The organism is Curtobacterium sp. MCJR17_020 (assembly GCF_003234365.2).
Taxonomy (GTDB): Bacteria; Actinomycetota; Actinomycetes; order Actinomycetales; family Microbacteriaceae; genus Curtobacterium.
The window spans coordinates 47,345-74,341 of sequence record NZ_CP126260.1 but is presented as its reverse complement, the minus strand read 5'-3'; the positions used below and the strand labels follow the sequence as shown (position 1 = coordinate 74,341).

General features: G+C 70.2%; 24 protein-coding genes. 6 read left to right on the top strand and 18 right to left on the bottom strand.

From position 1 onward, the window contains the following. Positions 1-28: 28 nt before the first annotated feature. The 5 genes from DEJ14_RS00340 (at position 29) to DEJ14_RS00320 (ending at position 3,771) form a co-directional block, all read left to right on the top strand. Positions 29-475, top strand: coding sequence for an Hsp20/alpha crystallin family protein (locus DEJ14_RS00340; RefSeq protein ID WP_111083736.1), 447 nt, complete (start codon positions 29-31; stop codon positions 473-475). An 11-nt stretch (positions 476-486) separates the two neighbouring features. Next, positions 487-810, top strand: a complete 324-nt coding sequence (locus tag DEJ14_RS00335) for a hypothetical protein (protein ID WP_111083735.1) — start codon at positions 487-489, stop codon at positions 808-810. A gap of 146 nt (positions 811-956) precedes the next feature. Next, a complete protein-coding gene (locus DEJ14_RS00330) occupies positions 957-1,643 on the top strand; it encodes an SDR family NAD(P)-dependent oxidoreductase (protein WP_111083734.1) in 687 nt (228 codons plus the stop codon). A 248-nt stretch (positions 1,644-1,891) separates the two neighbouring features. Next, positions 1,892-3,103, top strand: a complete 1,212-nt coding sequence (locus DEJ14_RS00325; RefSeq protein WP_111083733.1) for a sensor histidine kinase — start codon at positions 1,892-1,894, stop codon at positions 3,101-3,103. Beyond that, positions 3,100-3,771 (top strand): response regulator, encoded by a 672-nt coding sequence (locus DEJ14_RS00320; protein ID WP_111083732.1) that lies wholly within the window; start codon positions 3,100-3,102, stop codon positions 3,769-3,771. The genes DEJ14_RS00325 and DEJ14_RS00320 overlap by 4 nt, the downstream gene beginning before the upstream one ends. A gap of 9 nt (positions 3,772-3,780) precedes the next feature. On the opposite strand, the gene DEJ14_RS00315 is transcribed toward DEJ14_RS00320, so the two are convergent. The 10 genes from DEJ14_RS00315 to DEJ14_RS00270 all read right to left on the bottom strand — a co-directional run bounded on the left by DEJ14_RS00315 (position 3,781) and on the right by DEJ14_RS00270 (position 14,471). Continuing rightward, a complete protein-coding gene (locus tag DEJ14_RS00315; RefSeq protein ID WP_111083731.1) occupies positions 3,781-4,563 on the bottom strand; it encodes a triose-phosphate isomerase family protein in 783 nt (260 codons plus the stop codon). Further along, positions 4,560-6,266: a dihydroxyacetone kinase family protein gene (locus DEJ14_RS00310; RefSeq protein ID WP_111083730.1), complete on the bottom strand. Its 1,707-nt coding sequence runs from the start codon at positions 6,264-6,266 to the stop codon at positions 4,560-4,562. The genes DEJ14_RS00315 and DEJ14_RS00310 overlap by 4 nt, the downstream gene beginning before the upstream one ends. Then, positions 6,263-7,654, bottom strand: a complete 1,392-nt coding sequence (locus tag DEJ14_RS00305) for an MFS transporter (protein ID WP_111083729.1) — start codon at positions 7,652-7,654, stop codon at positions 6,263-6,265. Before DEJ14_RS00305 ends, DEJ14_RS00310 begins: the two co-directional genes overlap by 4 nt. Before the next feature lie 147 nt (positions 7,655-7,801). Then, positions 7,802-8,563 (bottom strand): SDR family NAD(P)-dependent oxidoreductase, encoded by a 762-nt coding sequence (locus DEJ14_RS00300; protein ID WP_111083728.1) that lies wholly within the window; start codon positions 8,561-8,563, stop codon positions 7,802-7,804. 11 nt (positions 8,564-8,574) lie between these two features. Continuing rightward, a complete protein-coding gene (locus DEJ14_RS00295) occupies positions 8,575-9,528 on the bottom strand; it encodes a 3-hydroxyacyl-CoA dehydrogenase family protein (protein WP_111083727.1) in 954 nt (317 codons plus the stop codon). Continuing rightward, positions 9,525-10,559: a sugar phosphate isomerase/epimerase family protein gene (locus DEJ14_RS00290; RefSeq protein WP_111083726.1), complete on the bottom strand. Its 1,035-nt coding sequence runs from the start codon at positions 10,557-10,559 to the stop codon at positions 9,525-9,527. The genes DEJ14_RS00295 and DEJ14_RS00290 overlap by 4 nt, the downstream gene beginning before the upstream one ends. A gap of 91 nt (positions 10,560-10,650) precedes the next feature. Beyond that, on the bottom strand, positions 10,651-11,367 hold the full coding sequence (locus DEJ14_RS00285; protein WP_111083725.1) for a GntR family transcriptional regulator: 717 nt from the start codon (positions 11,365-11,367) through the stop codon (positions 10,651-10,653). Positions 11,368-11,915: 548 nt separating this feature from the next. Next, the gene (locus DEJ14_RS00280; RefSeq protein ID WP_146249658.1) at positions 11,916-12,440 is read right to left on the bottom strand and encodes a hypothetical protein; all 525 of its coding nucleotides are present in this window, start codon (positions 12,438-12,440) and stop codon (positions 11,916-11,918) included. A gap of 253 nt (positions 12,441-12,693) precedes the next feature. Further along, positions 12,694-13,539: an RHS repeat-associated core domain-containing protein gene (locus DEJ14_RS00275; protein ID WP_111083724.1), complete on the bottom strand. Its 846-nt coding sequence runs from the start codon at positions 13,537-13,539 to the stop codon at positions 12,694-12,696. Then, positions 13,536-14,471, bottom strand: a complete 936-nt coding sequence (locus tag DEJ14_RS00270) for an RHS repeat domain-containing protein (RefSeq protein WP_111083723.1) — start codon at positions 14,469-14,471, stop codon at positions 13,536-13,538. Before DEJ14_RS00270 ends, DEJ14_RS00275 begins: the two co-directional genes overlap by 4 nt. A 40-nt stretch (positions 14,472-14,511) precedes the next feature. On the opposite strand from DEJ14_RS00270, the gene DEJ14_RS00265 reads away from it, so the two are divergent. Next, positions 14,512-14,667 (top strand): hypothetical protein, encoded by a 156-nt coding sequence (locus DEJ14_RS00265; RefSeq protein ID WP_258373154.1) that lies wholly within the window; start codon positions 14,512-14,514, stop codon positions 14,665-14,667. Between the two features lie 20 nt (positions 14,668-14,687). Here DEJ14_RS00265 and DEJ14_RS00260 read toward each other — a convergent pair whose 3' ends face one another. From DEJ14_RS00260 to DEJ14_RS00225, 8 genes are all read right to left on the bottom strand, one after another. Next, a complete protein-coding gene (locus tag DEJ14_RS00260) occupies positions 14,688-15,605 on the bottom strand; it encodes a GNAT family N-acetyltransferase (RefSeq protein WP_258373141.1) in 918 nt (305 codons plus the stop codon). Between the two features lie 175 nt (positions 15,606-15,780). Beyond that, entirely contained in the window at positions 15,781-17,715 is a 1,935-nt protein-coding gene (locus DEJ14_RS00255; protein ID WP_111083722.1) for a S9 family peptidase, read from the bottom strand. Beyond that, positions 17,715-19,523: an N-acetylglutaminylglutamine amidotransferase gene (locus tag DEJ14_RS00250; protein WP_111083721.1), complete on the bottom strand. Its 1,809-nt coding sequence runs from the start codon at positions 19,521-19,523 to the stop codon at positions 17,715-17,717. The genes DEJ14_RS00255 and DEJ14_RS00250 overlap by 1 nt, the downstream gene beginning before the upstream one ends. Then, the gene (locus tag DEJ14_RS00245) at positions 19,523-22,090 is read right to left on the bottom strand and encodes a carboxylate--amine ligase/circularly permuted type 2 ATP-grasp protein (protein WP_111083720.1); all 2,568 of its coding nucleotides are present in this window, start codon (positions 22,088-22,090) and stop codon (positions 19,523-19,525) included. The genes DEJ14_RS00250 and DEJ14_RS00245 overlap by 1 nt, the downstream gene beginning before the upstream one ends. A gap of 678 nt (positions 22,091-22,768) precedes the next feature. Beyond that, positions 22,769-23,638 (bottom strand): ABC transporter permease, encoded by an 870-nt coding sequence (locus DEJ14_RS00240; protein WP_111083719.1) that lies wholly within the window; start codon positions 23,636-23,638, stop codon positions 22,769-22,771. Further along, on the bottom strand, positions 23,635-24,570 hold the full coding sequence (locus DEJ14_RS00235) for an ABC transporter permease (protein WP_111083718.1): 936 nt from the start codon (positions 24,568-24,570) through the stop codon (positions 23,635-23,637). The genes DEJ14_RS00240 and DEJ14_RS00235 overlap by 4 nt, the downstream gene beginning before the upstream one ends. After that, the gene (locus tag DEJ14_RS00230) at positions 24,567-25,787 is read right to left on the bottom strand and encodes an ABC transporter substrate-binding protein (protein ID WP_220036373.1); all 1,221 of its coding nucleotides are present in this window, start codon (positions 25,785-25,787) and stop codon (positions 24,567-24,569) included. Before DEJ14_RS00230 ends, DEJ14_RS00235 begins: the two co-directional genes overlap by 4 nt. Then, on the bottom strand, positions 25,784-26,971 hold the full coding sequence (locus tag DEJ14_RS00225) for an ABC transporter ATP-binding protein (protein WP_111083717.1): 1,188 nt from the start codon (positions 26,969-26,971) through the stop codon (positions 25,784-25,786). The genes DEJ14_RS00230 and DEJ14_RS00225 overlap by 4 nt, the downstream gene beginning before the upstream one ends. Positions 26,972-26,997: the final 26 nt, after the last annotated feature.

The window sequence follows — 26,997 nt, the reverse complement described above, 5'->3', positions numbered from 1 at the left end:
CGAGAACCACGAAGGAGTTGATTTTCCGATGACGATGAACTTCGATCCGTTCCGCGAGCTCGACCGACTCGCCGGTTCCCTCCTCGCCGGGGCCGGTGCCGGGCCGCGTTCGATGCCGATGGACCTGTACCGCACGGGTGACCACTACGTGCTCGACGTCGACCTGCCCGGAGTCGATCCGGGCTCCATCGACATCGACGTGGACGGCTCCGTGCTGACGATCCGCGCCGAGCGCACCCTCGGCGCCCCCGAGGGGTCGCAGTGGATCACGCGCGAGCGGCAGCCCGGCTCGTTCGTCCGCCAGCTCACGCTCGGTGACGGTCTCGACGCCGAGCGCATCACGGCCGGGTACGACAACGGTGTCCTGAGTGTCACCCTGCCCGTCAAGGAGTCGGCGAAGCCGCGGAAGATCGCGGTGGACGTCGGCGCGGGTCGCGAGCAGCTCGCCGTCGCGGCGGGCGACTCCGCGCGCTGAGGGGGCCGGCCGTGGCCGACCTCGTGAACGCCCTCGTGGCGGTCGTCGCGGTGACCGTCGCCCTGACCCGTACGAGCCTCGACCGCCCGGTGGCGATGCTCCTGGGCCTGACCGGCGGACTGACGGGCAACTTCCTCGCCTGGCTGGTCGCACCCGGCGCGTGGGAGCACTCGGCCGTGCTCCCGTGGGTCGCGAGCCTGGTGGGGACGGTCGCGGTCATCGCCGGGTGGAGCGCCACCCGTGCCTACTCGGGGCTGTTCCGGACATCCGAGCCGGTCGGCACCGACACGGCAGGGATCCGCGACCTCAGCCCGGTAGGCGTTCCCGACCGCTGACGGGCACGGTACTGACGAGGCCGACGGCGGACGGCTGGACCTCGGTCCGGTCGTCCGCCGTCGTCGTGTCCGGAGCGCGGCAGGTCGTCACGTCCGCAGGCCGGCGGGCCGTCACGCCCCCGGGCCTTCAGGCATAGCGTGGGCGCGTGGACCTCGAACTCAAGAACCGTGTCGCACTCGTCGTCGGAGGCAAGGGGTACATCGGTGCCGCAGTCGCCGACCGCCTCCGGGCCGAGGGGGCGACCGTCGTCGTCGCGTCCCGCAGCGCCCACGACTCCGACGACAGCGTGTCGATCGACACCGCCTCGCAGGAGTCGGTGGACGCGGGCATCGCCGCCGTCCTCGAGCGGCACGGGCGCATCGACGTGCTCGTCGTGACCGCTGCCCCGAGCGCGAGCACCCTCGACCCGGCCCGGAAGTCCGACCCGGAGCAGGTCCTCGACGCGATCGACGGCAAGGCGCTCGGGTTCCTCCGCGTCGCGAACGCCGTGCTCCCCGCCCAGCGCGAGGCCGGGTTCGGCCGGGTGGTCGTGGTGAGCGGGCAGAACGCCTACTTCTCCGGCAACATCACGGCGTCACTCCGGAACACGGCGGTGAGCGTCATCGCGAAGAACCTGGCCGACGACGTGGCGGGCACCGGGGTCACGGTGAACGTCGTCAACCCCGGGACCGTGACGAACACCCCGTCCGCCGAGGTCCGTCCAGGGGGCCCCGGCGACTCGACACCGCAGCAGATCGCCGACCTCATCGCGTTCCTGTCGTCGCCGCTCAGCGCGGTGTCCGGCGAGTCCGTCTCGATCGCGCACCGCCAGCGGGGCTCCGTCGTGGTCTGATCCCGAGGACCGAGTGCTCGCCCTCGCTTCACCCGCAGGGACGAAGCGCTTCGCTCCTGCGCCCGATGCCCCGGCGACTCCGGACCGCGAGTCTGGTGACATGGAGTCCTCGACGAAACACACCATCGCCACGCTGCTGCTCTGTGCCGCGATCGTCGCCACGACCGTCATCGCCCTCGCCGCCATGACCCCGGGCGCGTGACGACGGTGCACGCCGCCCGGCGCGGGCGGCATGCGATGATCGAGCCGTGACGGACCGGCGCACGTTCATCCGGCCGCTCGCCACCCGTTCGATCGTCGTCGACGTGGCGTGGGCGGTCCTGGCGGCGTTCGTCTTCCTGCTGCCGATCGAGGTCGAGCTCGAGCACGCGAGCTTCTTCGCGGTGCTCGCCGCCGCCGGCGCGATCGCCCTGCGTCGGGTCTCCCCGTCGGCGGCGATGCTGATGGTGGTCGTCCTCGGGATCATCCAGGTGGGCGGTGGCGAGCGCCCGTCGCTCGTCGACCTCGCCATCTTCGTCGTCATCGGCACCGCGGCCGTGGTCGGCACCCGGACCGAGGTCATCCTCTCCGGGGTGCTCGCGCTCGTCGCGGGCGTCGGCGCGACGTTCTACCTCGCCGTCACCGGCTTCCGGTACCTGGTGCTGCTCAACGGCCCCCGCGACCAGGCGTTCCTCGCGATGGCCGCACCGGTCGCCGCGCTCCTCGGGGTGTGGGCGGGCGGGGTCGCCGTCCGGGCCTTCCGGTCGCGCGACCGCGAATCCGTCCGTCGAGCCGACGCAGAAGCTGCCGCGTCGCGCGCCGAGGCCGTCGCCACCGAGGCCGAGGCGACCGCCACCCGTGCCATCGACGTCGCGGAGTCCGAGCGCATCCGCGCGGACATCGCCCGTGACGTGCACGACGTCGTCGGCCACTCGCTCGCGGTGATCATCGCGCAGGCCGACTCGGTGCCGTTCCTGGCCGACGAGGCCCGCATCCGCGAGGTCAGCGCCACCATCGCCAGCACCGCCCGCAGCTCGCTGCTCGAGGTCCGGCAGGTCCTGGGGCACATCGACGGGTCCGGGGAGACGACCGATCCCGGCTCGCTCGAGGAGATCGTGCAGGGCATCCGCGACGCCGGAGTCGACGTCGACCGCACGGTGCGCGGCGTCCCCGTCCCGCTCCGCCCGGACACCGGCACGGCAGCACGGCGCGTGCTGCAGGAGATGCTCACCAACGCGCTCCGGCACGGCGCTCCAGGGCTGCCCGTCGTGGTCCGCGAGACCTGGCGGAGCGCCGACGTCGTGCTTGAGGTCGAGAACGTCGTCGGCGACGGCACCACCGGGGGCTCCGGCCGGGGGATCGACGGCATGCACACCCGTCTCACCGCACTCGGCGGGTCGTTCGACGCCGCCGCGCTGGACGACGTGTTCGCCGCACGCGCCCGCATCCCGTTCGACGTCCAAGGGGGACCCGTCCGATGACCGAACCGATCAGGATCCTGCTCACCGACGACCAGGCGCTGTTCCGCGCCGGTCTGCGCGTGGTGCTCGACGCCCAGGACGACATGCAGGTGGTGGGCGAGGCCGCGGACGGCGCCGAGGCCCTCGCCCGCATCCAGGAACTCCGACCCGACGTGATGCTGCTCGACATGCGCATGGCCGGCATGGACGGCGTCGAGACCGTCCGCCAGCTGTTCTCCGGCGCCGTCGAGGGCCCACTCCCCCGCGTCGTCGTGCTCACCACGTTCGGCCTCGACCCCGCCGCCGCGACCGCGATCCGGCTCGGTGCGAGCGGGTTCCTGCTCAAGGACGCCACCCCGACGTTCCTGTTCGCGGCGGTCCGGGCGGTCCACGAGGGCAGTTCCGTCATCGCGCCGAACGACCTCGCGCAGCTGTTCGGGGCCGACGTCGCGAGGGCACCGGCGCCGCAGCCACCCGAGTTCCAGGCGCTGACCGAGCGAGAGCGCGTGGTGTTCGGCTGGGCGTCGCGCGGGCTCTCGAACGCCGAGATCGCGACGAAGGAGTACGTCACCGAGTCGACCGTGAAGACCCAGATCTCGAGCATCCTCGGCAAGCTCTCGCTCCGTGACCGCGTGCAGCTCGTGGTCTACGCGCACGACCACGGGCTGGCGGGCACCCGAGACGCTTGAAAGGTATGCCTATTCAAGGCCGCCGAGGTCGAGCGCTGCGACCTCGTCGAGGATCGCCTCGACCGCAGCCGGGTCGTGCGCGAACCGACCGAGGAACAGGCCGCCGATCCGCCCCTGCCCACGGGTGAGCAGACCGGGCCCGGCGCTGCCCCCGTACAGCACGGTGCTCCCGCGCAGCTCGGGTCGCGTGCCGAGGTGCTCCTCGATCCCCGCGAGCACCGCCACGATGTGGTCGTCCGGCGCCGGCGCTGGCGCGCCGATGGCCCACACCGGTTCGTAGGCGACGGTCAGCGCCCCGGCCAGTCCGTCAGCGATTGCAGTCGAGACACTGCGGTCGAGCTGCGCGGTCACCTCCGCCACCGCTTCCGCTGCACCCGGATGGGAGGCCCGGGTCGTCTCCCCGACACAGAGGAGCGGACGCAGGTGGTTGCGGAACGCCGCGTGCACCTTCGCGGTGACGGTCGCGTCGTCCTCGTGGAACAGGGAGCGTCGTTCGGCGTGCCCGATCTCGACCAGGTCGACCCCGATCTCCCGCAGTTCGGTGCCGGAGACCTCGCCGGTGAACGCTCCTTCGTCGGCCCACGACAGGTCCTGCGCAGCGAGGAGCACTCCCGACCCGGAGAGCACGTCGCGGACGGGCACGAGCGCCGGGAACGTCGGCGCCACGAACAGCGTCGCCGCTCCCGACCGCGTCGCGGGGTGCCGCCGGGCGATCTCCGCGACAGCCGCGGCCCACTCCAGGGTCCGGGCGTGCGAGAAGTACGTCTTGAGCGACACCCCGATGGTGATCACGGTGCGACGGTCTCCACGATGAGCGCGAACGACACCGCGCCGGGATCCGGTGTGCCGACGGCCTGCTCGGCGTGGGTGCGTGCGCGGCCCATCTTCGGCACGAGCGACGCGGTGGCGTCGGCGGCCTCGCGGGCGGCGCTGACGGCGTCGGCCCAGGCGTCCGCGAGCGACGCTCCCGCGTCGACCCGGGTGCGGAGCACCTCGTCGAACGGCACGAGCGCGTCCACCATGGTCTTGTCGCCGACGGTCGCGCCGAACGCGAGGACGGCCTCGGTGGCGGCGTGCACCGCGCTCTGGACCGCGGCGGCTGACGGACGCTCGTCGTCCCCGAGGACGCGACCCAGTGCCTCCAGGGCGGCTCCCCAGATCGCACCGGACGTCCCACCGGCCTTGTCGGACCAGGCGTCTGCGGCGATCCGCAGGATGGTACCGACACCTGCGCCGGCGGTTACTGCGTCCGCGGCTGCGGCCGCTGCGGCGTGCGCGCCGCGCTGCATGCCGATGCCGTGGTCGCCGTCACCCGCGACGGCGTCGATCCGTCCGAGCTCGTCGGCGTGCTCGTCGAGGAGCGCGCGGACGGCCGCGAAGCCGGCCGCGAACCGCTCACCCGCGGCGCGGGAGTCGTCGCTCGCTGCGCCGATGGCGACTCCTTCGGCGTCCGCTTCGACGGTGGAGGCGTCGACGCGTTCCTGCGGGACGGCGCCGCCCTTGCGGTAGGCGGGGGTGTCCGCGGGCGCTGCCCAGAGTTCCTCGAGTTCGGCGTCGAGCCAGAACAGGGTGAGTGAGACGCCGGCCATGTCGAAGCTCGTGACGAGTTCACCGACCTCGGGTTCGACGATGACGACCCCCGCGTCGGCGAGCCGCTGCTGCACCGAGCGGTAGACGACGAAGAGCTCCTCGTACTTGACGCTGCCCAGCCCGTTCAGGATCGGGACGACGCGCGCGCCGTCGGGTGTCACGCTCTCCGGCAGCTCGTCGAGCAGTCGGGACACGAGCAGCGACGCCAGCTCAGACGCCGTCGGCACGTCGGTCTCGTCGATTCCACGTTCGCCGTGGATGCCCATGCCGATGGCCATCCGCCCCTCGGGCACCGTGAACAGGGGTTCGTCGGCGCCGGGCAGCGAGCACCCGGAGAACGCGACGCCGAACGACCGCGTGCGGTCGTTCGCGCGCTCCGCGACGGCCGTGACCTCGTCGAGGCTGCGGCCCTGCTCGGCGGCGGCACCGGCGACCTTGAAGACGCAGAGGTCGCCCGCGATGCCACGCCGCTCCTGCGGGCGGTCCGCGGGCGCACTCACCACGTCGTCGGTGACCCGGACCGTGCGGGCCGGGATGCCGTCGGCCTCGAGCGTGCGGGCCGCGGCGTCGAAGTTCAGGACGTCACCGGCGTAGTTGCCGTAGCTCAGCAGCACGCCGCCGCCGTGCTCGGCGGCCCGTGCGACGCCGGCGACCTGCTGGGCGCTGGGACTGGCGAACAGGTTGCCCATCGCGGCACCGGCTGCCAGGCCCGGCCCGACGAGTCCACCGAACGCCGGGTAGTGGCCGGAGCCGCCACCGATCACGACGGCGACCGTGCCGTCGGGGCTGGTGGTGGCGCGGGCGACGCCGCCGTGCACCTTCCGCACCCATCGTTCGTTCGCGGCGACGAAGCCGTCGGTCGCCTCGTCGGCGAAGTCCGCCGGGTCGTTGAACAGTCTGGTCACGCGTTCGTCTCCTTCGACGTCGTGGTGCGGACATGCGAGGTGTCGAGGAGATCATCCGCCTTCGACCCCCGGAAGAACTTCGTGCAGGAGATCATCACGGCCGCGACGAACGCCAGGACCCCGAGCGAGACGATCCCGAACGCACCACTGTCGGTCGGCACCACCTCGTTGATCGCCGTGCGCATGATCGGGGCGACGAACCCGCCCAGGTTGCCGAGCGAGTTGATCAGGCCGATGCCCGCCGCGGCGGCTGCCCCGGTGAGGAACGCCGTCGGGTACGCCCAGGTGATCGGGCCGACGGCCAGGAAGCTCGCGACCGCCAGCGTGATGAAGACGATGCCCAGGATCGGCTGCCCGTTCGCACCGGCCCAGGCCGACCCGAGGATCGAGAGCCCGGTCGTGATGTAGAACATGGTCCCCCAGCGACGACGACGGCCGACCGAGTCCGCCTTCGACCCGACCAGGTAGCAGGCGACGAGTCCGACGAGCCACGGGATAGCGGTCACGAGCCCGACCTGCCACCCGACGTCCTGCCCGAGCAGCGAGGAGACCTGCTGCGGCAGGTAGAACGTCGTGCCGTACACGGCGACCTGCAGGCAGAAGTAGATGATCGTGAAGTACCAGACCCGGCCGCTCGCCATGGCCTTCCAGATGCCCGTCGGACCGTCCGCGCTGCGGGCGGTGTCCTCGCGTGCCATCGCCGCCGTGAGCGACTGCTTCTCGCCCGGCTCGAGCCACTTCGCCTGCTGCGGACTGTTCGTCAGGAACACCAGGGCCGCGATGCCGGCGAGCACCGCGAGGATCCCCTCGCCGAAGAACATGACCTGCCAGCCGTGGAACGGGGTCGCCTGGTCGCCGAAGCTCAGCAGTCCGCCGGACAACGGGGCGCCGATCATCTGCGAGAACGGCTGCGCCAGGTAGAAGATCGCGAACATCCGCACGCGCACCTTGTTCGGGAACCACTCCGACAGGTACATGATCACGCCCGGGAACAGCCCCGCCTCGGTCACACCGAGGATGAAGCGGAGGACGATGAACATGGTGTCGTTCGTCGTGAAGGCGAACAGCGCGGCGACGATGCCCCACGTGACCGCGATGCGGGCGAGCCAGAACCGGGCACCGAAGCGCTTGAGCAGCAGGTTCGACGGGATCTCGAAGATCGCGTAGCCGATGAAGAAGATGCCGGCGCCGAGGGCGAACGCAGCGTCGGAGATGCCGCGGTCGACGCTCAGGGCCTCTTCGGCGAACCCGACGTTGGTGCGGTCGAGGAACGCGACGAAGTACAGGATGACGAGCATCGGCATGAGGTGCTTCGTCGCCTTGCCGATGGCGGACTTGAGGCCGGGGTCGTTCGTCGACCCGAGCGCGGGGGCAGGGGGAAGTGACACGGGTTCGCTCCTTTGCGAGCACGGTGTGGTTTCGGGGCGTCCGGCGGTCGGGCCTGGTGGCCGTCTGGCCGTCTGGCCGTTCGGCCTGTCGGACGGGAGGCACGGATCGCGTCGCGCGGACGGCGCGCGATCCGTGGCCGGTCGGCTCTAGTGCATGTACAGGCCGCCGTCGACGTTGAGCGTCTGGCCGGTGACGAACCCGGCGTCCTCGCTGATCAGGTACGCGATCGCCGCGGCGATGTCCCGCGGGGTGCCGATGCGCGGCAGCACGCCGTCCGCTGCCATCTCGGTCTTGCGCTCCTCGGTCAGGGTGCCGCCCATGATGTCGGTGTCGATCGGGCCGGGGGCGATGGCGTTGACGGTGACGCCGCGCGGGCCGAGCTCGCGGGCCAGGCCACGGGTCAGGCCGATCACGCCGGCCTTCGCCACCGTGTACGGGGTCTTGCTGAAGGTGCCGCCACCGCGCTGGGCCGACACCGACGACAGGTTCACGATGCGGCCGTAGCCGGACCGCACCATCGACTCCGCTGCCCGCAGGCTGGCGAAGTGCACGCCGTCGAGGTTGATCGACAGCACACGGTGCCACTCCCCCTCGGGCAGGTCGAGATAGGCGTGCGCGGACGAGACGCCGGCCAGGTTGACGAGGGCGACGATGGGGTCGAGTTCGGCCTCGATCGTGTCGAACGCTGCCCGGACCGCTGACTCGTCGGCGACGTTCGCGCCGACGCCGACCGCGCTGACGCCGTGCTGCTCGCGGATCTCGGTGGCGACCTGTTCGCTGGCCGTCTGGTCGAGGTCGATGATGCCGATGTCCCATCCGGCCTCGGCCAGGTGGTGGGCGGTGGCGCGACCGATGCCACGCGGTGATGCCGCTCCGGTGAGGACGGCGGTTTGCTGTTCGTTGCGCATCGTCGTGCCGCTCAGTGGATCGGGGCCGGGCCGAGGTCGTCGAGCAGCTTCTGCATCGCGACGTAGGCCTTGTTGCGGTAGGCGACGAGTTCCGGCGTCCGGTCGGCCGGCACCTCGAGGTACCCGGCGCCGGACTTCGTGCCGAGCTCGCCCGCGTCGACGTGCTGCTGCAGCGACGGCGGGGTGGCGAAGCGCTCGGGCCAACGGGTCTGCAGCGACTCGAAGCAGAACGCGTAGACGTCGAGACCGGCCATGTCGGCGATCGCGAACGGGCCGAAGAACGGCAGGCGGAACCCGAACGTGGTCCGCACGATGGTGTCGATGTCGTCGGGGGTGGCGATGCCCTCGTCGGCGATCTTCGTGGCTTCCTCGAACAGCGCGTACTGCAGGCGGTTCAGCACGAACCCGGTCGAGTCCTTCACCCGCGCCGACTGCTTGCCCGTCGCGGCGACGACGGTCTCGCCGACGGCGATCGCGTGCTCGTTCGTGGACGGGTGCGGGATGAGCTCGACGCCGGGGATGAACGGGGCCGGGTTCGAGAAGTGCACGCCGAGGAACCGCTCCGGGCCCACGACGGCCTCGGCCAGCGACTCGATCAGGATCGTCGAGGTGTTCGAGCCGATGATCGCGTCGGGGCGGGCGGCCTCGCTGATGCGGCGGAGGGTCGCGTGCTTGATCTCGATCTTCTCGGGGACCGCCTCCTCGATGAAGTCGGCCGTGGCGACCGCTTCCTCGATGGAGGCGGCGGCGCTGAGGTGCGCGTCGACGCGCGCCACGGCGTCCGCGGGGAACAGGCCGTCCGCGACGAACTGCTCGGTCTCTGCGATGAGCCGGGCGCGGTTGGACGCGGCGATCTCGGCCGAGACGTCGGCGATCCGGACGGTGTGGCCGGCGAGGGCGAGGACTTGGGCGATCCCGCCGCCCATGTAGCCGGATCCGACGACGGCGATGTCGAGGGTGCTCATCGGGTTGCTCCTTCGGTGCTGGTTGCTGCAGTCGGGGTCGCCGTCGCCGTCGCCGGCGCGTCGAGCTTCGTCGTCGCGAGGACGGATCGGATGTACTGCTGGTTCGTGGCGCAGACGCCGAGGCTGTCCCCGCCGTACTGCTCGGTCATGACGATCCCGCGGAACCCGTCGGCGACGGCGTCGCGCAGGACCTGGCGGTAATTGATGAGGCCCGTCTCCATGGTGCTCGGAGCGCTCGTCGCCCAGCTGCCGTCGCCGGCCTCGTCACGCGTGTAGTTCTTCACGTGCAGGTAGTTCGTGTGCGGCATGGTCTTCGCGAAGAGCTCCCGCCAGTCCTCGATCGGCCGGTGCAGGCGGATGAGGTTCGCGACGTCCGCGTTCAAGCCGACGTTGTCGAGCCCGATGTCCTCGACCAGTCGCACGGCGCTGTCGGCGGTGCCGAGGTAGGTGTCCTCGTACAGCTCAAGGGCCATCGGCAGCCCGACGCTCGCGGCGTGCTCACCGAGCTCACGCAGGCGCTTGACCGCCGCGTTCCAGACCTCGGGGTCGTCCGGGTCCTTCGGGCCTTGCGCGGTCCAGAACCACAGCGCGCGCTTCTGGGCCTCGGTGAACGGCTGGTGCAGGCCCGTCGAGAACACCTGCATGCCCCACTCGGCCGCCGCGTCGATGGTGCGGTGGGCGTAGGCGAGGTTGTCCTCCTCGTGCCCGGGCTGGATGACGCTCTTGCGCTGCAGGTGCACCGAGGGGATCCCGATGCCGTGCGCCTTCGCGACGGCGAACAGCTCGTCGCGGCGGGAGCGCTCGAGGTCCGCGGGGCGGATGTGGCTGTCGGCGAGTTCAGCGAGCGAGAACCCTGCGGCTGCGATCTGTGCGAACACGTCGTCCCAGACCTCGGCCGGGGCATCGTGGAACGCGGTGCCGTCGCGGGTGACCTGGGCGAAACCGTGCAGACAGGCGGCGATCGGCCAGGTGTCCGACGTCCAGGTGGTGGGGTCCCAATCCTGGTCGACCCAATCCTGCGGTGTGCTCACGGAATGCTCCTTCGCATGTCGGGGTTCGACAGTGAACCTCTTTCCTATAGGAAAGATACTCGCACCTCGACAGAGCGCAACCCCTACGGGATCAGCTCGTGTGCGAAGCGTCCTCGCGCGACCGGAGCCGGACGGCGTCGATGTGGTGCCGCATCGCCGCGACCGCTTCGGCCGGCCCGACCGCGAGGGCGTCGACGACCGCTCGGTGCTCGTGCACGGCGCGGTCGGTGTCGTCCCCGCCACCCTCGACGATCTGCCGCATACGGTGCACCCGCGTCGTGATGATCTCGGACATCTCCTCGAGGAACGGGTTCCGCGTGGCATCGAAGATCAGCTGGTGGAACTGCCAGTCGCTGCGGAAGAAACGGGCCATGAGTTCCTCCGACGCCTCAGCCGCACCGACCGCCGCGACCTCGTCGGCCACCGCAGCCTGCTCGTCGAGCGCTGTGCCGAGCCGCTCCCGCAGGGCGTCGACGTCACCGCGCGCAGCGAGCTCGACGGCGCCGCTCTCCACGATGAGTCGGGCGTCGAACAGCGCCTCGAGCTGGTCGCCGGCCAGGGGCGGGGAGACCCGGTAGCCCTTGTTCGCTTCACGGGTGACGAGGCCGGTGCGTTCGAGCTGCACGAGGGCTTCGCGCACCGGGGTCGGGGAGACGCCGAGGGTGCGGGCGAGCCCGTCGATCGACAGTCGCATGCCGGGTTCGACGTCGTGGCCCATCAGGACCTCGAGCACCCGGTCGTAGACGCGGTCACGCAGGCCGAGCTGCGTGATGCGCTCCGTCCCGAAGCCGGGCATGGTCGTGGACATGGGTCGATCCTAGAGAATCCACGACTCGGGCTCGGTGCGGAGGCCCCGAGCCAGGCCGCGCCGTCACGAGGTGTCGCCTAATTGACGTCGCCTTCACCTTGCGCTCTGCCGCCGATGGGCTTGCTCGACCGCCCCTCCCCAGGCGCGTAACTAGTTGCGATGCCGCCGGTGATCGCGGCGGCGTGGTGCCTTTTCGAGGAGTGAGCCAGCTTCGTCGAGGGCGGTGGCACGTGAGGATTGCGCGCTTCAGAACAGGCCTTGCGCTGTGCTGATATCGAGCTGGCCATATTGCACGACGGGAAGAGCGGGATTGTTCTTAAAGCGTCGGTCGGGCCGCCCCGGACGTTGACGTACTGCCAGGTATGGCCCATCAGCTGTGTGCCTTTGGGCACATGTCCCGCAGTTCAACAAAGCGGGTCGCTGACCCCAGTACGGTCAGGTGCCGGTAAGCGGCGTCCGTGTAGCAGCGCCGACGAAGTGCGTGCTCAATCCGCTCATGATGGGGCCCTGCGTTTCGGCCGAGAAATGAGCGGTGAATCAGCTTTTCATCAGCGCTTTGTAGCATTGGCGTCATCGGGTTGATCCCGGATGCGCATCACCCAACCACGCAGAAGGAGAAGACCGATGACGACGACCATGCTGATCAAATACACGAGAGCCACGGGACTATTGTCCTCGGATGCGTAATTCGACCACCGAACACCCAAGAGCATCTGGAATAGAGGGCCCAGAGTACCAACAAGTCCGCCCGGGATCAGGATCACGAGCCATTTTTTGGGCCAGGCAAGATCACGTTGATTTATTGTCAAGATCACGCCAGTGATCGCAGCAATTGAAATGCCGCTCCAAAACCACGAGGACCCGGACATTCTCCAACCGGCATGGTTCAACCATGCGTTAATCAACGACAAGGTGCGTTCCCATGCGTCGTTCTGTACGTATCGCCCCGAAACAATGGGGAGCGGCCATCCAATGATGGCGAGGATTCCAGTGAATGCACCTATCACTCCAGCTACCCAGCGGACGAGTGGCCGGTGATCGATCTTTTCAACATCGAACGAGCTGATACTCACGCTGATCACTCATTCAACTAGCCGGGACATGTGTGAGGATTGCGGATTTCAGCCTTCCCCGTTATCTGCGTCTTCCCCACCCCGAAACGATGACCCCACAGATCACGTAAATGCCGAACAAGCCCGCGATTGCACCCCAGATTCCAATGCCCGCGTCGGCGCGATTAGGCGAAAGTAGCGCGACGACACCGAGAGCTATGGCAAATATGCCGATGATGGTGGGAAGTAGCAGGTTGCCCTTCATTCTGAACACTTAAAACACCTTCCCAGTCGTTACGTTTGACACGGCAGTACCGACCGCGTAGCAGCCAGCTGTTGCAATAACCCCGACACCGCCAGTAGCGGCTGCTATGCCGAGTTCGCAGGCGGCTCCGGCAAGAGTGCCGGTGATCAAGCCGACAGTCTCTGTCGCTGCCGCCTTACTATTCCCTGTAGCAGCGTAGTAGCCAATATTGGCGAGGTTGCCAACCAAACCGGCTTTCCCGAAAGCGTCAGTGGCTGAGTCGAAAACGTCTCGCCCACGGGGGTCAGACTTGTTGATTGGGTCAGCACCCGCGTAGGCATATCGGTTCGCGTTACTAGGACTGAGAGGCGCGTCGAGTGTGTCGCGTTCGATCCAGCTGCCGGTGGCGGCGGACTGCCAGCGGTAGCCGAATTTCGTGAGTCCGGTGTCAGTGTTGCTGGCGCGGATGCCGGCCTTGTACCCGTACGGGTTCTGCTGCCACTGCGCACTGCTGCCACCGTCGGCGTTGACCTGCTCCTTGCCGTACGCGTCGTACGTCACCTTGTAGGCAACAGCGCCCGTGTCCTTGAGGGATGCAACCGGGTTCCCGATCCCGTCGAGGACGTACATGCTCGTCGTGCCGTCCGTAGTCCGCAGATCCAGCAGCTGACCAGTGGTGGGGTCGCTGATCACCGCGGCCGTGCCCGTACCAACGAGCTCACGGCTGGCGATCACGGGGACACCATTCGAGTCGGATGTGCCATAGGTGTAGCCGTACTCCGCTCCCCCGTCGGTTGCCTGGTAGAGCAGCTTGTTCATGTCCGCGCCCGCGTACTCGTACGTGGTCGTCTTGCCATCCTTCGTGGAAGACGTCATCTGCTGCGCACCGTTGTACGTGTACGTCTGTACGTGTACGTCGCACCCGGCGATGCGGTCATGTTGCCGGTCTTGTCGTACGCGTACCCGGTGGTGGTGATCTGGCCAAGCGCGTTGTAGCTCAGCTGCTGATCGCTGACCGTCGCTTCGATGGTGGCGTTGGTTGCGGTGGCGCGGGTGCGATTGCCGGCCTTGTCGTAGGTGAACGCCCAGTTGGTGGGAGTGTCCCCACCGGACTGGGTGATCTTCGTCAGTCGACCGGAGGTGTACCCGTACTTCGTCGCCTGACCAGAGCCGTCGCGGGTCCACTGCAGCTTGCTGCGGTCCTTGGACTTGTCGCTGTCGTCGCAGGTGCCGTCAGAGGGCGCCTCGAACTGGTAGCAGTACTTCGTGTTCACCTCGAGCGCGGCGTCCTTCCCGGTCCACGCCTTGATGTGGGTGATCTTGCCGGAGGCGTCGTACTCGACCTGCTGATGCCCCGTCCACGACGCCGGCTCCGCACCGGGAGTCGCGTTGCTGGGCGCGCCGAGCCACGTGTCGGTGCGGCGGCCGTGGTCGTCGGTCAGGTACACCTGCTTCGCCGTGCCCGTATTGGTCGGGTACGTCGTCGCAGTGAGCACGTTCGACGGGTCGTACTCGTGCGTCACCTGCCCCTGCGCATCGGTCACCGTGACGGTGTTCCCGGCGAGGTCGTAACCGTAGGAGACCGTTCCGCCACCGGCGGTGTTCACCGTGGAGGTGAGGCGGTTCCGCTGGTCGTACGTGTTGGTGATGGTGCCGGTGGCGGAAGTCTCGGTGAGGAGGTTGCCGTTGCCGTCGTACGACCTGGTCACCGTCGCGGTGCCGTCACTGAAGGCGATCGAGGTGGTCCGGTCGTCGTTGTCGTACCCGTAGGTCGTCGTGTTGCCGCGCCCGTCGGTCTCGGTCCGCATCCGCCCGAATCCGTCGTACGTGTACTCCTTCGCGCCGACGATGTCGGTATTGCTCGAGGGGTTGTTCGGGGACGCGTGGCGCTGGCTACAGCTCCGCGAAGCAGTCGGCACCGCGACGTGGGCCTACGCCGTCGGGGACGAGAGCTTCGAGGCCCAGGGCCACGACATGCTCCGGCGCGCCCTCACCGCCTTCTGACGGTCAGGAACGACGGCAGCTCACGGCACCCGCACGAACCGCGGGGCCCCGCGATCCCGCAGCCGGAACCCGAGGTGCTGGTACAGCCCGATCGCCCCGGTGTTCCCCGCGGCCGCGTGCATCAAGGGTGTCTCCCCACGCTCCCGGATCCCGTGCGCGACGGCGAGCACCAACCGGCGCCCGAACCCCTGCCCCCGGTACGCCTCGTCCGTGCACACCGCGCTGATCTCGGCCCACCCCGGCGGGTGCAGGCGCTCCCCCGCCATGGCGACGAGCCGGCCGTCGCGTCGGATGCCCAGGTACGTGCCGAGCTCGATCGTGCGCGGCAGGAACGGCCCCGGCTTCGTCCGCTCCACCAGCGCGGTCATCTCCGGCACGTCGTCGGGCGTCAACACGACGGCCTCGGTGTCCGGCGCACCCTCGATCGCCTCGCCGGTCAGCTGCACGCCGCCGGCGCCTTCGACCAGCTCCCACCCCGACGGCAGGACAGCAGCGGCACCCACGCCGAGCATGCCGCCCGACCCGAGCAGCGCCCGGACGTCCTCCCAGTCCTGCGGCGTGGGCTGCGCGGGGATCCCCGTCCACACCGACACGTCGGTCTGGTAGCGGACCACGTCGCCGCGCCGCTCGGCGAACCGCGCGTGGTGGCTGTTCAGCGCGGCCATCGCGGGCGCGTCGAGCATCCGCGTCGGCGTGCCGTCGTCGGCGATCGTCAGGTCGAGGGTCCGGAGCGCTTCGCCGCGGGCATCACCACCACGGAACCCGAGGTCCTCGATCCGCCGACGATCGCCGTCCGCCCACCCGGCGGTGTCCGCGACGACACCGGAGGCGTACTGGTTCGTGGCGCGTTGGACGACCTGCTCGACCTCCGCTGCCGAGGCCACGAGGACCTCTCCGGGTCGGGGCAGCGCGGTCGAGGTCAGCGCAGTCGTCGTCATCCCACCATTCTCTGCCCGCGGCGAGCGCCGCCGGCGCATCGTTGCACCCGGTGACGCCGCGCTGCGGCTCGCACGGTGCGAGGGGGCGCACGGCCCGTGCGAGGTTCCGTGCTCGGTGCGAGGGCACGTGCACCGCACGGAGTACGGAACCTCGCACCAGACCGAGGGAGGCGCCTCACGCCAGCCGCGCCGCCACGAACTCCACCATCCGCCGCACGAGCAGCGCCCGCGACGACGCCCGCCGGTACTCGTGCCCTTCACCCGCGAGCTCGAGGTACTCGACGTCGTGCGACCGCTCCTGCAGCGCCTCGACCACCTGGTGCGCCTCGCCGATGGGCACGTTGGTGTCGAGCTCGCCGTGCACGACGAGCAGCGGCGCCGTGACGTCGTCGATCGCCCGCATCGGCGACAGGGCCGCGAGCAGCGCTTCGTCGTCGACGGGGTGGCCGTACTTCGTGGCGGCAGCAGCCGCGATCCACGGTTCGGTGTCGCGGTAGAAGGTCGCGAAGTCGCTCATCCCGCACACCGCGACCCCGGCCGCGAACACGTCGGGGGTGAACGCCAACGACGCGAGGGTCGCGTACCCGCCGTAGGAGCGGCCCTCGACGGCCACCCGAGAGCGGTCGGCGTACCCGTTCGACACCAGGAACCGTGCGCAGTCGACGACGTCGGCGAGCGCGTTCCAGCGCAGGGCCAGGTCGTCGGCGTGCACGAACTCGTGTCCGTACCCGGACGATCCGCGGATGTTCGGGGCGAGGACGGTCACGCCCGCTGCGGCGAGCGCCTGGTGCTGCGGCGAGAACGTGGGTCGTTCCTGCGACTCCGGTCCGCCGTGCAGGTGGACGAGCGCTGCGCGCGGGCCGGGAGGCACGGCAGCAGCAGCACGAGCGCCGACGGCCGAGGACATGGCCGGCCCCACCGCCCGGTACAGCCAGGCGGTCAGCTCCAGTCCGTCACGCGCGGTGAACCGCTCGAGGGTCGGCTCGACCAGCTGCACGTCCGGCAGTGCGGGAACGTCGGTGACCCGGTTCCAGGTGAGTGCGTTCGTGTCGAGCCGCCAGAGTTCCCGCGGTCGGGTGGGCCCTTCGACGGCGAGCAGCACGCTCCGGCCGTCGCGGCTGAGCACCGGGTCGGTGACCACGTACCCGGGCAGGTCCGGCACTGGGGTGCGCGAGGCGTCGTGGGTGTTGATGAGGTCGAGTTCGCTGCGCCCGTCGACGTTCCAGACGAGCAGCAGCGTGCGGCCGGCGTCGTCGGCGTCGAGGTACTCGAGCTCGGCGTCGGGCCGTTCGGCGATCCGGCGGGGTGTGCCGCGCCACCCGTGCGGTCCGACGGGCTGGGCGACGAGTCCGCGTCGGGGCAGGCCGGCCTCGGTGGCGACGTAGGCGACGAGCGGGCTGGTCTCGCTCGCGGGCGAGGGCCGCAGGAACGCGATGTCAGCGGACCCGTCGGGGTCGTCGGCGAACAGGGCGTGGCTCTCGTCGGTCAGGCGGTCGACCACGACGACGAACTCCTGGCCGCGCTGCCCGTCGCTCAGCACGACGAGCCGTTCCTCCACCGACAGGTCGAGGATGTGGATGAGTTCGCCGACGGCCAGGTCGTCGCGGTCGCCGGACACCGGGTCGACCAGGTACGAACGGGCCGGCTGCTCGGCCTCGGTCGAGGGCAGCGTGATGACGACCCGGTGACCACTGCGGCTCCACGGGCCGAGTTCGGCGTGCTGGTAGCGCGAACCGGCGATCTGCGCGGCGTCGGTGCCGTCCGGCCGGACCACCCAGACCTGCTGCTTCACGCCACCGTCGGTCGCGATCGCCACGGCGAGCCACTCCCCGTCGGACGACCACGACACCCGGATCACGGGGTCGTCGGACAGCGCGATCCGCACCGGTTCGGGCAGTTCGCCGTCGACGACGACGTCCTGCACGAACACCTCGGGGGTGCCGTGCCGGTCGGAGACGAACGCCACGCGCCGGGCGTTCCGGGTCATGGTGGGGCCCCACGACCCCCAGGCGGCGGCGAGCCGCTCACCCAGGTCGGCCGCGGCCCTGGTCGTGACCGAGGGACGGACGTCGGCCGACGACGCGACGCTCGCCGCGCCTCCCGGCCGCATCACCGCACCCCCTGCTGCTGCAGCCACATCTCGATCAGGCCGAGCTGCCAGAGCGCGTTCGCGCCGATCTCGGTCCGCGTGCTGTTCGGGTCCTGGAGCATCCGCTCGACCGTACCCGGGTCGAACAGGCCACGTTCCCGCGCCTCGGGTGCGTGCAGTGCCGCGCGCACCCGCTCCAGGTACGGGCCCTCGAGCTGCCGGATCGCGGGTACTGGGAACGACCCCTTGCTGCGGTCGATGACGCTGTCGGGAACGATGCCGCGCGACGCTCGCTTCATCACGCCCTTGCCGCCGTCCGACAGCTTGAGCGCGGGCGGGATCGCGCCGGCGAGCTCGACGAACTCGTGGTCCAGGAACGGCACGCGGGCCTCGAGACCCCACGCCATCGTCATGTTGTCGACCCGCTTCACCGGGTCGTCGACGAGCATGATCGTGGTGTCGCTCCGGAGCGCGGCGTCGACGCTCGTCTCCGCTCCGGAACGCGCGAACTCGCGGTCGACGAACGCCGACGGGGTGTCGTCATCGCTCTTCCAGCGCTCCCCGAGCAGTCCCTGCAGCGCCGGCCACCTGCGGTCCATGAACACGGAGCGGTAGGCCTCGGCCGCCTGGTCGCGGGGGACGTCGGCGAGCGGCGGGTACCAGTCGTAGCCGGCGAGTACCTCGTCGGCACCCTGGCCGGACTGCACGACCTTGACGTGCTGGGAGACCTCCTGCGACAGCAGGTAGAAGGCGACGCAGTCGTGGCTGACCATCGGCTCGCTCATGGCGGCGACGGCACCGTCGATGCCGTCGAGCAGCCGCGTCGAGGGGATGTGGATGCGGTGGTGGTCGGTACCGAAGTGCTTCGCGACCTGGTCCGAGTACTCGAACTCGTCGCCGGACTCACCGCCCGCCGCCTCGAAGCCGATGCTGAACGTGGCGAGGTCCTGCTGCCCGGCCTCCGCGAGCAGCCCGACGACCAGGGACGAGTCGATGCCGCCGGACAGCAGCACGCCGACGGGGACGTCGGCCACCATGCGGCGTTCGACCGCGGTGCGGAGCGAGCCGATGAACGCCTGCTCCCAGTCCCGGTCGGTCCAGTCGGCCTTTGCGGGGTCGCGTTCGAACCGCGGCTCCCAGTAGACGGTGTCGCGGGATGTGCCGTCGCGCTCGATCACCCGGACGGTGGCGGGCGGGAGCTTGCCGACGCCGGACAGGATCGTGCGGGGTGCCGGCACGATCGAGTGGAAGCTCATGTAGGACGCGAAGGCGACGGGGTCGATGGACGTGTCGATGCCGCTGCCGGTCCTGCCCGCGCCGCCGTCCCCCGCCAGGATCGCGGGCAGGGAGCTCGCGAACCGGAGCCCGCCCGGTACCTGTGCCACGTACAACGGCTTGATGCCGAGCCGGTCCCGGGCCAGGACCAGCCGACCGCTGGCGTGCTCCCAGATCGCGATGGCGAACATGCCGATCAGGTGCTCGACGAATGCCGTGCCCCACTCGGCGTACGCCAGGGCGATGACCTCGGTGTCCGACGTCGAGAAGAACTCGTGGCCCTTGCCGCGCAGCTCGTCACGCAGCTGCTCGTAGTTGTAGACCATGCCGTTGTAGGCGATCGTCAGTCCGGCCCGGGGCAGCACCATCGGCTGCGCACCGGCGGTGGACAGGTCGACGATCGACAGCCGTCGGTGTCCGAGCGCGACCGGACCGCGCGCCCAGAGCCCGTCACCGTCGGGGCCGCGGTGCACCATGCACCCGGTCATCCGCGCCACTGCTCCGACGTCCGGGGCCGTGCCGTCGAACCGGATCTCGCCCGCGAGTCCACACATCAGCGCTCTCCCTCGGCCGCCGCCTTCGCGGCGGATCCCACGATCCAGGTGTCCTTGGCGCCGCCGCCGCGCGACGAGTTCACGACCATGCTGCCCTCGGGCGCCACCCGGGTCAGCGCGACGTCGGCCAGGTGCGCGTCGTCCGCTCCGGTCCCGGTCAGGTAGACGAACGCGCGCAGGTCGACGTGCCGTGGGTCGAGGCCCGCCGGTCCGATGGTCGGGTGCGACGACAGCTGCACCACTTCCTGTCCGACCCAACCGGCTGGGTCGGCAGCGATCTCGCGCCGTCGTTCGGCGACCTCCGGGGCACTCGCGCTCGGCCCGATCAGGACCCCGCGTCCGCCTTCGCCGTCGACCGGCTTCGTCACGAGTTCGCCGACCCGGTCGAGCACCGACAGGCGTTCGCCCTCGATGCTCGTGCGGTACGTCGGCACCGACTCGAGCAGCGGCTTCTCGTCCAGGTAGTACCAGATCAGGTCCGGCACGTTGACGTACATCGACTTGTCGTCGACCAGGGCGTTGCCCGGGGCGTTCGACAGGTGGACGTGTCCGGCCTCGGCCACGTCGAGGATGCGGGCGCCCAGCTCCGGCGCGTGGTCCGCGGTCAGGGCCCGCACGTCGCGGTCGATCCGCAGGTACAGCCCGTCGAGCACGTCGCCGGTCGTCGCGTCGACCACACGTCCGTCACGGACGTCCAGGTCGGACCCGGCCAGGAGGCGCAGCCCGGCTCCGTCGGCCAGCCTGCGGTGCTCGAACCACGCGCCGGCGGCGGGGCCGTCGCTGACGAGTGCGAGCACCGGGTCCGGGTTGCCGGTCACCGCGGTCGCGTTCGTGCGCAGGGTCTCGCGCAGGCGGTCGGTCACGCCGTGCGGGTCGCGCAACAGCGCCGGACGTGGAGCGTCCGGCACGACGTCGTCCATGAGCTCGCGGAGCGCGATGCCGTACGCGACCCCGGAGGGCGAACGCACGTTGTCCTCGAGCACCCGCCAACCGCCGAACTCGTTCCGCACCAGGTCGAAGCCGAGCACGGGTGCCCGCACCGCGTGACCGGGCAGGCGCGCAGCGTCGGGGTCCCAGCCGTTCGCCCCGACGAACTGGTGCTCGTCCATGACCCCGTCGGCCACGATCCGCCGCTCGCCGTACACGTCGCGCAGGAACAGCTCGATCGCCCGTGCGCGCTGCCCGAGGCCGCGCTCCAGCTGCGACCACTCGTACGCGCTGATCGTCCGCGGCACCAGGTCGCACCCGAACGCCTGCACGCCGCCGTCCACGACGAAGCCGACCTCGTGCTCGCGCGTCCAGGCGTCGCGCGCGGCACAGTGCTCGTTCGTGGTGTCGGCGTCCCAGGCGGTGAAGTACGTCGCCAGGTCGCGGAACGCCGGACGGGGGCGGGCACCGGGGCCGACCGCTTCGTCGCCGGCGCGCACCCGGTACCCGGGGACCGCGACCGCCGGGTCCTCGTCACGACCGGACGGGGTGCCGGCGGTGTCCTCGACCACCAGGGCCACGACGTCGTCGAGCTCCCCACGCTCGGCGTACGCGGTGCGCTGTCGATCGGTGGAGTTGCCGCGGGCCAGAGTGTCCTCGAGCAGGTCCGTGACGGTGCCCCAGTCGCCGAGCTCCTCGAGTTCCGGACGCAGGCGGGACACCAGTTGCCGGACGGCGACCTCCGCGGGCAGGCGCTCCGGGTGCTGCCCGAGGCCGAGCAGTTCGCCGCTCAGCCCCGTGCGCGCCGCCTGCCACATCGCTGCACGGTGCAGGGGTTCGCTGCGGGGGTGCCACTCGGCGCCGGACTCGACGGCGATCTCGGCCTTCCGCACCGCGGCCCGGAACAGGCCGGCGATGAGCACCGCGTCGTCGACGATCGGGGTGGCGTCGCACACCCGGAGTTCGAGCGTGGGAGCGTGCGACGACGGCCGCACGTCGAAGTACGCCATCTTCTTGTCGGCGATCACCCCCGACGCGATCAGGTCGTCGAGCACCTTGTCGTACTCCGCCGCGTTCGACACCCGTCCGAAGCTGCCGGCCGACGGCCACCGCTGCCAGATGATGCTGCGGAACGACGAGTACCCGGTGTCCTGCCCGTTCCAGAACGGACTCGACGCGCTGAGGGCCAGCAGCACCGGCAGGACCGGGGCGACCCGCTGCGCGATCTGCACCGCCAGGTCACGGTCGCTCACACCGACGTGCACCTGGAGGCCGCAGATGAGCTGCTCGTCGACGAGCATCCGGTACTGCTCCTGCATGCGGCCGTAGCGCCCGCCGCTGGTCAGCTCGAAGTCGGCGTACTCGGACCGCGGCGCCGTACCCACCGACGCGATGGTCACCCCGGCCGGTGCGATCGCGGCGCTGAGCTCACGGCGCAGGTCGACGATCACCCGCCGCAGGTCGTCGAGGGTGCGCACCACGGGGGTGTTCGTCTCGATGGTCGTGCGCTGCAGTTCCGCGCCGAAGCGGTCGGCGGGCAGCTTGGGCAGAAGGCGCGGGGCCTTCGCGGAAAGTCGGCCGGACTCGAGGTCGATGAGGTGCAGCTCTTCCTCGGCGCCGAGCGTCAGCTCTGCACTCATGGCTGGAACCTACGCGCGGCGGCTGTGGTGCGCGCCGCGGCACACCGCACGACTCGTGCCCGTAACACGCCCGTCAATCGAGCGTCACGAGTACTGGTGGAGCACGTCGTCACCCCGTGCGCGCTTCGTCACCTCGTCACCCCGTCACCCCGTCACCCCGTCACCCCGTGCGAGGTTCCGTGCTCGGTGCGAGGTGCGCGGGCTCGCACCGAGCACGGAACCTCGCACCAGTTCACGCACCTCGCACCGTGCGACCCGCGCCGATCGCGCACCGGGCCACGAAAGCCGCACCGTGCAGTGAACGCACCGCACATGCGGACGGGAGGCACGGCGCCAGCCCGCCACGCGCCTCCCGTCCGCACCCCGTCCGCACCGTGCGCCGCTACAAGCACGCACCATGCGCGCAACCGCGCACCAGCCCACGCCCCTCGCACCGTGCGACCCGCGCCAACCCCACACCAGCCCGCGCAACCCGCACCGTGCAGTGAACGCACCGCACATGCGGGCGGGAGGCACGGCGCCAGCCCGCCACGCGCCTCCCGTCCGCACCGTGCGCACGTCGTCACCCCGTGGGAGGTTCCGTGCTCGGTGCGAGGTGCGCGGGCTCGCACGGAGTACGGAACCTCGCACCAGCCGATGTACCGAGCACCGTGTAACTCGCACCGTGCGGGCCGGCGCCTACCCCCGCGTGCGCGCCAACCGCCGGTTGAGCGCACCGTTGAGCAGCGCCACGAGCAACCCCACCGCGAACACGAGCGTCCCGAAGCACAGCACCTGCGGCGGCATGCCGGCCTTCGCGGCGCCGTACACGAACAGGGGGAACGTGACCGCGGGCCCGGCGACGAACGAGGTGATGACGTAGTCGTCGATCGACATCGCGAGCGCCAGCAGCCCGGCCGCGAGCATGCCCGGCGCGAGCAACGGCAGGGTCACGAGCCGGAAGGCCTGGAACGGCGTCGCACCGAGGTCGCTCGCTGCCTCTTCGAGCACCCGCGACGTGCCGGAGATCCGGGCGCGGAGCACCACCACGACGTACGCGACGTCGAACGCCACGTGCGTGATGAGCACGGTCAGGAACCCGGTGCCGAGCCCCACCGACAGGAAGAACGACAGCGACGCCGAGCCGACCACGATCGAGGGCGCCGCGATGTCCGCGAACACCACGGCGTTCACGGCGCCGCGGCCGGGGAAGCGGTACCGCTCGAGCGCCAGGGCCAGCGGCAGTCCGATCGCGACCGAGATGATCGCGGCCAGGAACGCGACGACGACCGAGGTGACGAACGCGGCTCCGAGCCCGGACACGTTGACCAGGTTCGCGTACCAGTACGTCGTGAAGCCGTTCCAGGCGAACGACAGCCGGTTCGTCGGGGCGTCGTTGAACGAGTACACGATCATGTAGACGATCGGGACGAGCGTGATCGCGATGGTGACCCAGTAGACGATCGCGAGCCAGGGCCCGCGGCGGTTCACGCCGTGGCGGCTCGGGCCGCGGGCGATCCCACCGGTGGCCGGGGCGGCGGACGGACGGGTGGGTGCGACGGCGGTCATACGAGGTCCTCGAGGTCGTCGGTGCCGGAGACGCGGGCGTAGATGAACAGGATGATGCCGAGCACGACCATGAGCACGGTCGACAGTGCCGCGGCGACGTTGTACTGCTGGTTGCCGGAGTAGGCGTCCTGGATCGCCTGGCCGATCGTGTACGTGTTCGTGCCGCCGAGCAGCGCCGAGTTCACCGGGTCGCCGACGCTGTCGATGAACACGAGCAGGACGCCGGCGAAGATGCCCGAGCGGGACAGCGGCAGCGTGGTGTGCCAGAACGCCCGGAACTTGCCGGCGTACAGGTCGTTGGCGGCTTCGCCGAGTCGCGGGTCGATGCGTTCGAGCGCGGCGTAGATCGGCAGCACCATGAACGCCAGGTCGTTGTAGGCGTCACCGAAGATCACCGCGCCGCCGGTGCCGAGGATGTGGAAGTCCTTGCCGGCCAGGCCGATCGTCTGCAGGAACGTGACGACCGGGCCCTGCGACGCGAGCACGAACGCCCACATGTCGGTGCGGATGATGAACGACACCAGGAAGCTCACGAACACGAGCATGAGCAGCGGGTTCTTCCACCGCGGCGACACCCGGAACGCGATGAAGTACGCGACCGGGTAACCGACGATGATGGTCACGACCGTTGCGGCGGCGCCGTACCAGAGGGACCGGAGCAGGAACGTCAGGTAGGGCACCTGCGGGTCGATGAACAGCGAGCCGTAGATCCCCCAGTTCCACGTGAAGGTGTACCCGTCGTCCGGGTTGCCCGACATGAGCGAGACGATGAGGCCCGACACGAGCGGGATGACGAAGAACACGCAGAGGTACGCGGTCCCGACCAGCGCGAGCAGGAAGGGCGTGCTGCGTCGCCGACCCCGACGGACGGGGGCCGGACCGGCGCCCGGTGTCGGTGCCGCATCCGGCCCGGTGACCCCGACGGCCGTCACGACTGCACCACCGCGTTGAAGATGCCGTTCCACTCCGAGTACTCGTCGTAGTTCTCGAACACCCGGAACTCGTGCGAACGCTCCAGCACGTCGGAGTCCGGGAACACCAGTGGGCTGTCCGCCACCGTCGCGTCGTCGAGCTCGTCACGGACGTAGGCCTCGGCGCTGGGGACCGGGCAGACGTAGTTGACCCAGTCCTCGACGATGCCCGCGATCTTCGGCGTGTAGTAGAAGTCCATCCACTCGAGGGCGGCCACCGGGTTCGCTGCCTGCCGGGGGATCATGAGGTTGTCGTGCCACATCATCTGGCCCTCCTCCGGCGTGACGAACTGCAGGTCCTCGAACCCGGACTGCTGCGCCTGGAAGACGTCGCCGGACCAGGCCTGGGTGATCCAGGTGTCACCGTTCTCGAGTTTGTTGATGTAGCTCTGGTCGTAGAAGCCGGTCACGCTCGGGCGCAGTTTCCGCAACCAGGCCTGCGCTTTCCGCCAGTCCGCCGGGGTCGACGTCTCCGGGGCGATGCCGTTCGCGAGCAGTCCGAGGGAACCGAGCTCGGTGTTGTCGCTCATCAGCCCGACGCGGCCCGCGAACGCCGGGTCGAGCAGGTCCTGGAACGACGTGATCTCGCGGTCGATGTACTTCGGGTTGTAGGCGATCCCGGTGAAGCCGGTCTGCCAGACGACGGAGTGCTTGTTGCCGGGGTCGTACGTCGGGTCCTTCACCGAGTCACCCGCGTTCGCCGCGAAGTTCGGCAGCCGCGAGTGGTCGAGCTCGCACACGAAGCCGTTCTTGATCATCTGGGTCAGCTCGAACCCGTTGGTCATCACGACCAGGTCGTAGCCGGTGGCACCCTGCGCCCGCAGGATCGGCGAGACGGTCGCGTAGAACGTCGCGTTGTCCTGGATCACCGCCTGGTAGTCGACGCTGATGCCGGTGGCCTTCTGGAACAGCGCGAGCGACTCGGACTTGCCGTGGTCGGAGTCGATGTAGAGCGGCCAGTTCGCGAAGTTCAGCTGCTTCGTCGCCTTGGCGTCCTTCCAGAACGCGGTCCAGTCGACGGCGTTCTCGGCGCCGGAGGCGGCTGAGCCCTTGATGCTGCACCCGGTGAGCAGCGCCGCGAGCGCGGCGGCTCCTCCGCCGGCGAGCAGGCCGCGTCGGCTGACGCGCGCGGACGTCAGTCCGCGCAGCAGGTCCGGGCCGGGTTCCCCGCCGGTCACGCGAGCGATCCTGCCGTGGCGGGTGCGGACTGGAGGCCCGTGGCGGCGTGGGTGGTGACGGTCGCGTCGGACGCGGGGTGCGCCTCCAGGCCGAAACCGTGGTCGACGCCCCACGTGAGCCAGACCTCGGTGCCGGTCGCGATCCGCGGCCCGCCCTTCGAGTTCTGCGCGAAGACGGAGACGCGGCCGGCGCCGGGGACGTCCACCAGGTACTGCGTGCTGACGCCGGAGAACGAGACGTCGACCACGCGGCCGGGCCCGAGGATGTTGCGGCCGGCTTCGGGGGTGGGCTCCGAGGTGCGGATCTTGAGCTTCTCGGGACGGACGCCGACGACGACGCTGCCCGAGGTGGCGACGGCGCGGTCGGCCGGGACGGCGATGGTGCCCGCCGGGGTCGCGACCACGAGCAGCGGGCCGTCGGTGCCGCGGACCTCGCCCTCGAGCAGGTTCGACTGGCCGAGGAAGTTCGCGACGAACGCGGTCCGGGGCAGTTCGTACAGGTCCTGGGGGCTGCCCATCTGCTCGATCCGGCCGCCGTTCATGACCGCGACCGTGTCGGCCATCGTCATCGCTTCTTCCTGGTCGTGCGTGACGTGCAGGAAGGTGAGCCCGACCTCGGCCTGGATCGTCTTCAGTTCGAGCTGCATCTGGTGCCGGAGCTTCAGGTCCAGCGCGCCGAGGGGCTCGTCGAGCAGGAGCAGGGCCGGCCGGTTGACGATCGCGCGGGCCAGGGCGACGCGTTGCTGCATGCCGCCGGACAGGGAAGCGGGGCGCTTGTCGGCCGAGGCGTCGAGCTCGACCAGGTGCAGTGCCTCGCGCGCCTTCGTCATCGGGTCCGGGATCCGTCGCCGCTTCAGGCCGAACGCGACGTTGTCGAGCACGCTCATGTGCGGGAACAACGCGTAGTTCTGGAACACCGTGTTGACGGGCCGCTGGTACGGCTTCGTGTCGGTGACGTCCTCGCCACCGATCGTGATGGTGCCGCTCGTGGGCTCCTCGAGCCCGGCGACCAGTCGCAGTGTCGTGGTCTTGCCGCAGCCCGAGGGACCGAGCAGGGCGAAGAACGAGCCGGCCGGCACCGTCAGGTCCAGCGCGTCGACCGCGGTGTGCCCGGGGAACGACTTGGTGATCTGCTCGAGCCGGAGATCGGCTCCGGATTCGGCGAACGTGCCGGTCATTGCCATGGTGCCTCCTGCTGCTTCGGAAGGAT